9 protein-coding genes are annotated in these 7,498 nt (G+C 64.8%); 2 read left to right on the forward strand and 7 right to left on the reverse strand.

Translation table 11 applies throughout. The annotated features are described in order from the left end of the window. Positions 1-231 precede the first annotated feature (231 nt). Positions 232-1,077, forward strand: a complete 846-nt coding sequence (locus E3O32_RS09505) for a hypothetical protein (protein WP_134508903.1) — start codon at positions 232-234, stop codon at positions 1,075-1,077. An 88-nt stretch (positions 1,078-1,165) separates the two neighbouring features. Here E3O32_RS09505 and E3O32_RS09510 read toward each other — a convergent pair whose 3' ends face one another. The 7 genes from E3O32_RS09510 to nrdH all read right to left on the reverse strand — a co-directional run bounded on the left by E3O32_RS09510 (position 1,166) and on the right by nrdH (position 6,981). Then, the gene (locus tag E3O32_RS09510; RefSeq protein ID WP_241974745.1) at positions 1,166-2,308 is read right to left on the reverse strand and encodes an EAL domain-containing protein; all 1,143 of its coding nucleotides are present in this window, start codon (positions 2,306-2,308) and stop codon (positions 1,166-1,168) included. A gap of 5 nt (positions 2,309-2,313) precedes the next feature. After that, entirely contained in the window at positions 2,314-2,490 is a 177-nt protein-coding gene (locus E3O32_RS09515; RefSeq protein ID WP_134508905.1) for a DUF1059 domain-containing protein, read from the reverse strand. 143 nt (positions 2,491-2,633) lie between these two features. Further along, the gene (locus E3O32_RS09520) at positions 2,634-3,050 is read right to left on the reverse strand and encodes a nuclear transport factor 2 family protein (RefSeq protein WP_134508907.1); all 417 of its coding nucleotides are present in this window, start codon (positions 3,048-3,050) and stop codon (positions 2,634-2,636) included. A 38-nt stretch (positions 3,051-3,088) separates the two neighbouring features. Further along, entirely contained in the window at positions 3,089-4,063 is a 975-nt protein-coding gene (gene nrdF, locus E3O32_RS09525; RefSeq protein WP_134508909.1) for a class 1b ribonucleoside-diphosphate reductase subunit beta, read from the reverse strand. Between the two features lie 63 nt (positions 4,064-4,126). After that, positions 4,127-6,259, reverse strand: a complete 2,133-nt coding sequence (gene nrdE, locus E3O32_RS09530) for a class 1b ribonucleoside-diphosphate reductase subunit alpha (protein ID WP_134508933.1) — start codon at positions 6,257-6,259, stop codon at positions 4,127-4,129. Between the two features lie 5 nt (positions 6,260-6,264). Then, the gene (gene nrdI, locus E3O32_RS09535) at positions 6,265-6,669 is read right to left on the reverse strand and encodes a class Ib ribonucleoside-diphosphate reductase assembly flavoprotein NrdI (protein WP_166788639.1); all 405 of its coding nucleotides are present in this window, start codon (positions 6,667-6,669) and stop codon (positions 6,265-6,267) included. A gap of 78 nt (positions 6,670-6,747) precedes the next feature. Then, a complete protein-coding gene (gene nrdH, locus E3O32_RS09540; RefSeq protein WP_134363478.1) occupies positions 6,748-6,981 on the reverse strand; it encodes a glutaredoxin-like protein NrdH in 234 nt (77 codons plus the stop codon). A 293-nt stretch (positions 6,982-7,274) separates the two neighbouring features. On the opposite strand from nrdH, the gene E3O32_RS17470 reads away from it, so the two are divergent. Then, on the forward strand, positions 7,275-7,498 hold a 224-nt coding region (locus tag E3O32_RS17470; protein ID WP_206750995.1), incomplete at its 3' end, for a hypothetical protein.

Below are 7,498 nucleotides of genomic sequence, written 5' to 3' on the forward strand. Positions count from 1 at the left end.
CCTCGCCGGTCGGACGCATCCCCCGGTGAGAGGCGATTCCCGGCGCCCGCGGTTGCTCCCTGGGTCGCCGCGGTCCGGCCGACGCGCCGAGGGGCTGCATCCGTTTGCGACCGGGTTTCTCTGCCCGCAGTGACGGGCCGCACAATTCGCCTGCCTAGACTCGCCCGGTGACTACGTGCGGCCCGCCCGGGTTTTTCGCCGGAACGGCCGCCGCAATCGAAAGGAACCACCATGAACGAGAACAAGATCTTCCAGACGCCTCGCGCATCCCGCTCGAAGCGTCTCACCATCGGCGCAGCATCCGTCCTGGCCGCCGGCGCCCTGCTCGGTGCCGGCGTGCAGGGTGCGAGCGCCGCCCCGCTCACCCCGACGCCGGAGCACACGGCCAGCTCCAGCGCATCCGCCGAGTCCACCTCGGGCGATACGTTCCTCGCTTCGGTACAGAAGGAACTCCGCGCCGCCCTCTCCCACGGGCATGATGTGAACGAGAAGGCGCAGAAGCTCGCGGCCACGCTCGTCGACCACGCCGAGCTGTTCGCGAGCCTGCCGGCGAACCTGCAGGCCGACCTGACCACCCTCAAGGACGCATCAGCGGCCGACCGGGCCGCCGCCGTGCAGACCATCCAGACCACCGCCCTTGACGGCGGCTACGGCGACCAGATCGCCCAGGTCGCCACAGCCGTGCAGAACGACCCGAAGCACCCGCTCGCCGCCGCGCTCCACAGCGCACTCGGCGAGGACACTGCAACGGGTACGGATGCCGCCCCCGCGGTGACGAAGCTGGCCCTCGGTCTCGCCGACAACCCGGCGCTGTTCCAGAAGCTCCCGGTCGAGCTGCAGTCCGCCCTGACCGACCTGAAGAACGCTCCGGCCGCTGAGCAGGATGCCGCCGCCCAGGCCATCGAGAAGGCCGCACTCAACGGCGACTACGGCAAGGACATCCAGAAGATCGTCGAGCGCATCCAGGCCGGCGCCGAGTCGCACTCGCAGGGCAAGGGCGAAGCCGGAGCCGACGCGCACACCGACACCGAGTCGGGCAGCGCCGACACCGGGGTTCACGCCAGGGCCGGGAACTAGCCCTCCCGACGCGACACACCACCGACGGCCGGAAGCGCGAATGCGCTTCCGGCCGTCGGCCTTGGCCCCGTCAGAACCTGGTCCGGACCTAGACGCTGTCCTCACAGAGGGCCTGCACCAGTCGTTCGAGACGCACCAGGCCGGTGTACCGGCCCGCGTTGTCGGTCGCCAGCAGCGGCTCGAACCGGGTCCCGGCATCCCGGGTCATGGCCCGATTGAGGGCCTCAGCCAACGGGGTGTCAAGGTTGACCCTCATGCCGGGGCTGAGCACGCCCAGCTGCAAAGCGTCGACGTCGAGGACCGCGGTCGGCCGGTGGAACTCGTCGAGGAGCACGACGGATCTCAGTCGCGGATCGGCCGTGAAGGCGGCCGCTGCCTCGACCACACTCGTGGCCGTCGGCACAGGTTCGAGGAAGTCCCGGACGACCCGTTTCCGGGCGGGAGTGCTTCGCCCGGCCAGGCGAAGAGCCACGTCCTGGTCGATCCCGGCCCAGGCCGGGGCCGACCGGGCCAGCACGTAGCCCTGCACGAGCGGGACGCCGAGCTCGGCCAGGGCGTCGAGCTCGTCCACGCGCTCGACCCCCTCTGCCAGCAGCCAGGCGTCGACGCGGCCGGCAAACGTGCCGATCATCTCGATCAGGGCTCGCTTCGCTTCGTCGCGGTCGACGTCCTCGACCAGGGCGCGGTCGAGCTTGATCAACGAGGGCCGGATGGCCAGCAGGTGGCGCAGGCCGGCATAGCCGGCTCCCGCGTCGTCCACGGCGATCAGGCCCCCGGCGGCCCGGAGCCGGTCCAGGTCGGGCTCGAGCGCCAGATATGACTCGATCCGGGCCTGTTCGGTCAGCTCGACGATCAGGCCGGACAGGTCGCCCTCATCGCGCCAGACCTCGCGCACGCTCTCGGTGGAGAGCAGATCGGGCGACACGTTGACCGTGAGGAAGCAGTTCGCCGGCAGCGTCGGCCTCGACCGGAGGGCGGTGCGGAGCGCGAGAACCTCCAGGTCCTCCGCCCGCCCGTGGGCGCGGGCAGCGCGGAACCAGGTTTCGGGGTTGCCTTCGGTGAAGCCGGTGAACCGGGTCAGCGCCTCGTAACCGACGACGGCGCCACGCCGGGTGTCGACAATCGGCTGGAACACCGTCGACACTCCCTCGCCGCGGCAGGCCGCCGCCAGCATGGCGTCCCAGTCAGCGGGGACGGGCTGCGCGCCGGCGTCCGCCGGACTGCCCGGCACCCTGTCTAACCGACCGTGACGATGGCCGCACGCACGGCCTGGTCCAGTTCGGGCGACACCTCGGCCAGACCGTGGGCAGTCGCGGCGTGCGCCGCCACCGTGAAGAGGAGCTCGTCCTCGGTTGAACACACCCAGCGGGCCTCACAGCCCGGCACGACGTCCCCGCATGCGAATGACTTCATCAGTGTCCCTTTCAGAGTTCGGGTTGCGTCGTCACGCGACGAACGCATCCAAGACACTGTCGGCAGGCAGCCGACGACGGTAAGCGGCCGACCGGCTCACTCGGGTGCCCGGCTTGTGCGGGGCTGCGGAAAGTCCGTCCAGATCACGCGCCATCGACGGGCGAGAGTCCCGACATACCCTGAACGGCCCGCACGATGCCGAGTCCGTCGGTCTCGACATCCTCCATGTAGAGCGTTCCCGTGATGATCGCCTGGTCTCGGGACTCGAAGATCGCAACACCGCGCGCCTCAAAGGACCGGCCGTCGATTCGCGTGCCGGACCAGGTCCATTCGCACCAGGTCGTCTCACCGTCCTGGACCACCCGCCCGAGCTCCGCTCGGAAGTCGGGAATCCCCGCGAACATCGCATGCCAGTTGGCCCGCACCTGGGCGCTCCCCACGAAAGTGCGATCCGGATGGGCCGGCTGAAAGCTCCGGTAGTCGGGATGGAAGAGCGCCAGCATCCTGTCCAGGTCGTGGTCGTTGACCGCGGCCACCAGCGTGGCAATGCTGACGCTCATCTCTCCTCCTGCAGCGGTCCTGCCGGGCCTTGTCGTGGTTAGAAGTCCCAGTCGGCGTCTTCCGTGTTGACGGCCTTGCCGATGACGTAGGAGGAACCCGACCCGGAGAAGAAGTCGTGGTTCTCGTCCGCGTTCGGCGAGAGCGCCGACAGGATGGCCGGGTTCACGTCGGTGACGGCCTTCGGGAACATGGCCTCGTAGCCGAGGTTCATCAGCGCCTTGTTGGCGTTGTAGTGCAGGAACTTCTTGACGTCCTCGGTCAGGCCGACCTCGTCGTAGAGGTCCTGCGTGTACTGCACCTCGTTCTCGTAGAGCTCGTACATGAGCTCGAAGGTGTAGTTCTTCATCTCCTCGCGGCGCTCCGGCGTGGCCGCCTCGAGTCCCTTCTGGTACTTGTAGCCGATGTAGTAGCCGTGCACCGCTTCATCCCGGATGATCAGACGGATGAGGTCGGCTGTGTTCGTCAGGCGCGCTCGGCTGGAGAAGTACATCGGCAGGTAGAAGCCCGAGTAGAACAGGAACGACTCGAGCAGCACCGAGGCGACCTTGCGCTTGAGCGGGTCGTCGCCCTGGTAGTAGTCCATGACGATCTCGGCCTTGCGCTGCAGGTTCACGTTCTCCGTCGACCAGCGGAACGCCTCGTCGATCTCCTTCGTCGACGCCAGCGTCGAGAAGATCGAGGAGTAGCTCTTCGCGTGCACCGATTCCATGAATGCGATGTTCGTGTAGACGGCCTCTTCGTGCGGGGTGATCGCATCCGGAATCAGGGAGACGGCGCCCACCGTGCCCTGGATCGTGTCGAGCAGGGTGAGACCCGTGAACACCCGCATGGTGAGCTGCTGCTCGACCGGGGTGAGCGTGTTCCAGGACTGCACGTCGTTGGAGAGCGGGATCTTCTCCGGCAGCCAGAAGTTGTTCGTGAGCCGGTTCCAGACTTCGACGTCTTTCTCGTCTTCGATCTTGTTCCAGTTGATCGCATCGACGTGCGAGACGAGCTTGAGCTTGTCAATCATGAGTTGTTCCTTTTTTGGCCACACACAGCAAATTTCACTTCCAGAATCCTCACAGCGACTCACTCACAGTGCACAGGAGACGCAGCCTTCCACCTCTGTGCCTTCGAGAGCCATCTGGCGCAGACGGATGTAGTAGATGGTCTTGATGCCCTTCTTCCACGCGTAGATCTGTGCGCGGTTGATGTCGCGGGTCGTGGCGGTGTCCTTGAAGAACAGCGTCAGGGACAGGCCCTGGTCCACGTGCTGCGTGGCAGCGGCGTAGGTGTCGATGACCTTCTCGTAGCCGACTTCGTAGGCATCCTGGTAGTACTCGGTGTTGTCGTTCGTCATGAACGGCGCCGGATAGTAGACGCGACCGAGCTTGCCTTCCTTACGGATCTCGATCTTCGACGCGATCGGGTGGATCGATGCGGTCGAGTTGTTGATGTAGGAGATCGACCCGGTCGGCGGCACGGCCTGCAGGTTCTGGTTGTAGATGCCGTGCTCCATGACGGATGCCTTGAGCTCTGCCCACTCGGCCTGCGTGGGAATGTGCACGTCGGCTTGCGCGAACAGCTCGGCGCCGCGCGCGGTGGCCGGCTCCCAGACCTGGTCGGTGTACTTGTCGAAGAACGCGCCGGACGCGTAGGTGGAGTCCTCGAAGCCAACGAAGGCGTGGCCGCGCTCGACGGCCAGCGTGTTGGAGGCGCGGAGGGCATGGAACAGCACCGTGTAGAAGTAGATGTTGGTGAAGTCGATGGCCGCTTCGCTGCCGTAGTACACCCGCTCACGGGCAAGGTAACCGTGCAGGTTCATCTGGCCCAAGCCGATGGCGTGCGACTTGTCGTTGCCGTCTTCGATCGAACGCACGGAGGAGATGTGGCTCTGCTCCGAGACCGAACTGAGGCCGCGGATGGCGGTCTCGACGGTCTTGCCGAAGTCGGGCGAGTCCATCGACAGGGCGATGTTCATCGACCCGAGGTTGCAGGAGATGTCCTTGCCGATCTGGTCGTAGGACAGGTCCTCGTTGTACGTGGTCGGCGTGTTGACCTGGAGGATCTCCGAGCACAGGTTGGACATGTTGATGCGGCCCTTGATCGGGTTCGCCGCGTTGACGGTGTCTTCGAACATGATGTACGGGTAGCCGGACTCGAACTGGATCTCGGCGAGCGTCTGGAAGAAGTCGCGGGCCTTCATCTTGGACTTCTTGATCCGCGGGTCGTCGACCATCTCGTGGTACTTCTCGCTGACGGAGATGTCCGCGAACGGCACTCCGTAGACGCGTTCGACGTCGTAGGGCGAGAACAGGTACATGTCCTCGTCCTTCTTGGCCAGCTCGAAGGTGATGTCGGGCACGACGACGCCGAGGGACAGCGTCTTGATCCGCACCTTCTCGTCGGCGTTCTCCCGCTTGGTGTCGAGGAAGCGCATGATGTCGGGGTGGTGGGCGTGCAGGTAGACCGCGCCGGCACCCTGGCGGGCACCGAGCTGGTTCGCATAGCTGAAGGAGTCTTCGAGCAGCTTCATCACGGGGATGATTCCGCTGGACTGGTTCTCGATCTGCTTGATCGGCGCGCCGGACTCACGGATGTTGCTGAGCAGCAGCGCGACGCCGCCGCCGCGCTTCGAGAGCTGCAGCGAGGAGTTGATGCCGCGGGAGATCGACTCCATGTTGTCTTCGATGCGGAGCAGGAAGCAGGAGACGAGTTCGCCGCGCTGGGCCTTGCCCGAGTTGAGGAACGTCGGAGTGGCCGGCTGGAAACGGCCGGCGATGATCTCCTCGACGAGGGCGATCGCCAGCTTCTCGTCGCCCTGGGCGAGGCCCAGGGCGGTCATCACGACGCGGTCTTCGAAGCGCTCGAGATAGCGCTTGCCGTCGAAGGTCTTCAGCGTGTACGAGGTGTAGTACTTGAATGCGCCGAGGAAGGTCTGGAAGCGGAACTTCTTCGAGTAGGCCAGGTCGTTGAGGCTGGTGATGAACTCGAACGAGTACTGGTCCAGCACGGCCTGCTCGTAGTACTCCTTCTCGACCAGGTAGTCGAGGCGCTCGCGCAGGCTGTGGAAGAACACCGTGTTCTGGTTGACGTGCTGCAGAAAGTATTCCCGCGCCGCCTCACGGTCCTTGTCGAACTGGATTTCCCCGTTCGGGCCGTACAGGTTGAGCATGGCGTTGAGGGAGTGATAGTCCATCACCAGGCCGGGGGCCGGGTGAGTCATCGTCTTCACGGCTGTTGCTTCCAAAATTCTTCCAATCCGTCATGAACGATGCGCACATCATCCGGAGTTCCAAGTACTTCAAATCGATACATGTGAGGCACCTTGCACTTCGCGGCGATGATGTCGCCGGCGACGCAGAAGGCCGTGCCGAAGTTTGTGTTGCCCGCGCCGATGACCCCGCGGATGAGCGACCGATTGTGCTCGTCGTTCAGGAATCTGATCACCTGTTTGGGCACCGCGCCCTTGGTCTCGCCGCCACCATAGGTCGGCACCACCAGGACGTACGGTTCGCTGACCCGCAACGGTTCGTCGCGCGCGTAGAGCGGGATGCGGGCCGCAGCGCGGCCCAGCTTCTCAACGAAGCGGTGCGTGTTGCCCGAGGTGCTGGAGAAATAGACGATATCGGTCACTGAACACCCCCTTCGTGTGTGCATGACAGTCGCGCGTGCCTGAGCGGCGCGCTGGAAGCCGCGGCCTGAGCCGGGCGGTCAGGCGAGGCGCTGTGCGAGTTCGTTGATCTTGTCGGGGCGGAAGCCCGACCAGTGGTCCTCGTCGGTGATGACGACGGGAGCCTGCAGGTAGCCCAGGGCCTTGACGGCTTCGAGGGCGTTCTCGTCGACCGAGAGGTCGAGGATCTCATATTCGATGCCCTTGTTGTCCAGGGCGCGGTAGGTCGCCGTGCACTGCACGCAGGAGGGCTTGGTGTAGACCGTGATTGCCATGGGAAGGGCCTTTCTCGTCGTTCAGGAATCAGTATTCAAACTCAGTATTCAAACTCAGTGCTCAAAATCGGTTTTCATGTGAAATCTGAAGTTCAAGGCGTGCTGTGTTGAACTTTTATACTACATGTAGTGATCGGAAATGGGAATGGCCACTACATGCAGTAATTACAATTATGTAGTTATCCACCGACATTCCACCGGTTGTGCACAGCCCGGCGGATGCGACAACGCCCATTCTCCGCGGCATCCGGCGAAGTTATCCACAGGCCGGCCCCCGGCCGAAGTTTCCCCCTGTGGAAACAGAAACGGCGTGTCGTGATTCCTGGTCGCGCCGCACGGTCGCCGCCCGCACGGTCGCCGCACCGGTCGCCGCGCCGGTCGTTCGTGGCGCACCTTCGGCGACCCGGCGCACCCTGCAGAGCGTGTTGATTATTGGAGGCTGGCGATCGAGGCCAGCACTCAGTCCCATGTCGGATGTCGATGGGCTGGTGTCGGCGCGGGCGATCGGGCGCTGTGA

It is taken from the genome of Cryobacterium mannosilyticum, from assembly GCF_004402705.1.
In the GTDB taxonomy this organism is placed as follows: Bacteria; Actinomycetota; Actinomycetes; order Actinomycetales; family Microbacteriaceae; genus Cryobacterium; species Cryobacterium mannosilyticum.

Bases quoted from the DNA above. Each gene is read 5' to 3' on its own strand.
- E3O32_RS09505 (WP_134508903.1), top strand. From the start codon at position 232: ATGAACGAGAACAAGATCTTCCAGACGCCTCGCGCATCCCGCTCGAAG.
- E3O32_RS09515 (WP_134508905.1), bottom strand. From the start codon at position 2,490: ATGAAGTCATTCGCATGCGGGGACGTCGTGCCGGGCTGTGAGGCCCGC.
- E3O32_RS09520 (WP_134508907.1), bottom strand. From the start codon at position 3,050: ATGAGCGTCAGCATTGCCACGCTGGTGGCCGCGGTCAACGACCACGAC.
- nrdF (WP_134508909.1), bottom strand. From the start codon at position 4,063: ATGATTGACAAGCTCAAGCTCGTCTCGCACGTCGATGCGATCAACTGG.
- nrdE (WP_134508933.1), bottom strand. From the start codon at position 6,259: ATGACTCACCCGGCCCCCGGCCTGGTGATGGACTATCACTCCCTCAAC.
- nrdH (WP_134363478.1), bottom strand. From the start codon at position 6,981: ATGGCAATCACGGTCTACACCAAGCCCTCCTGCGTGCAGTGCACGGCG.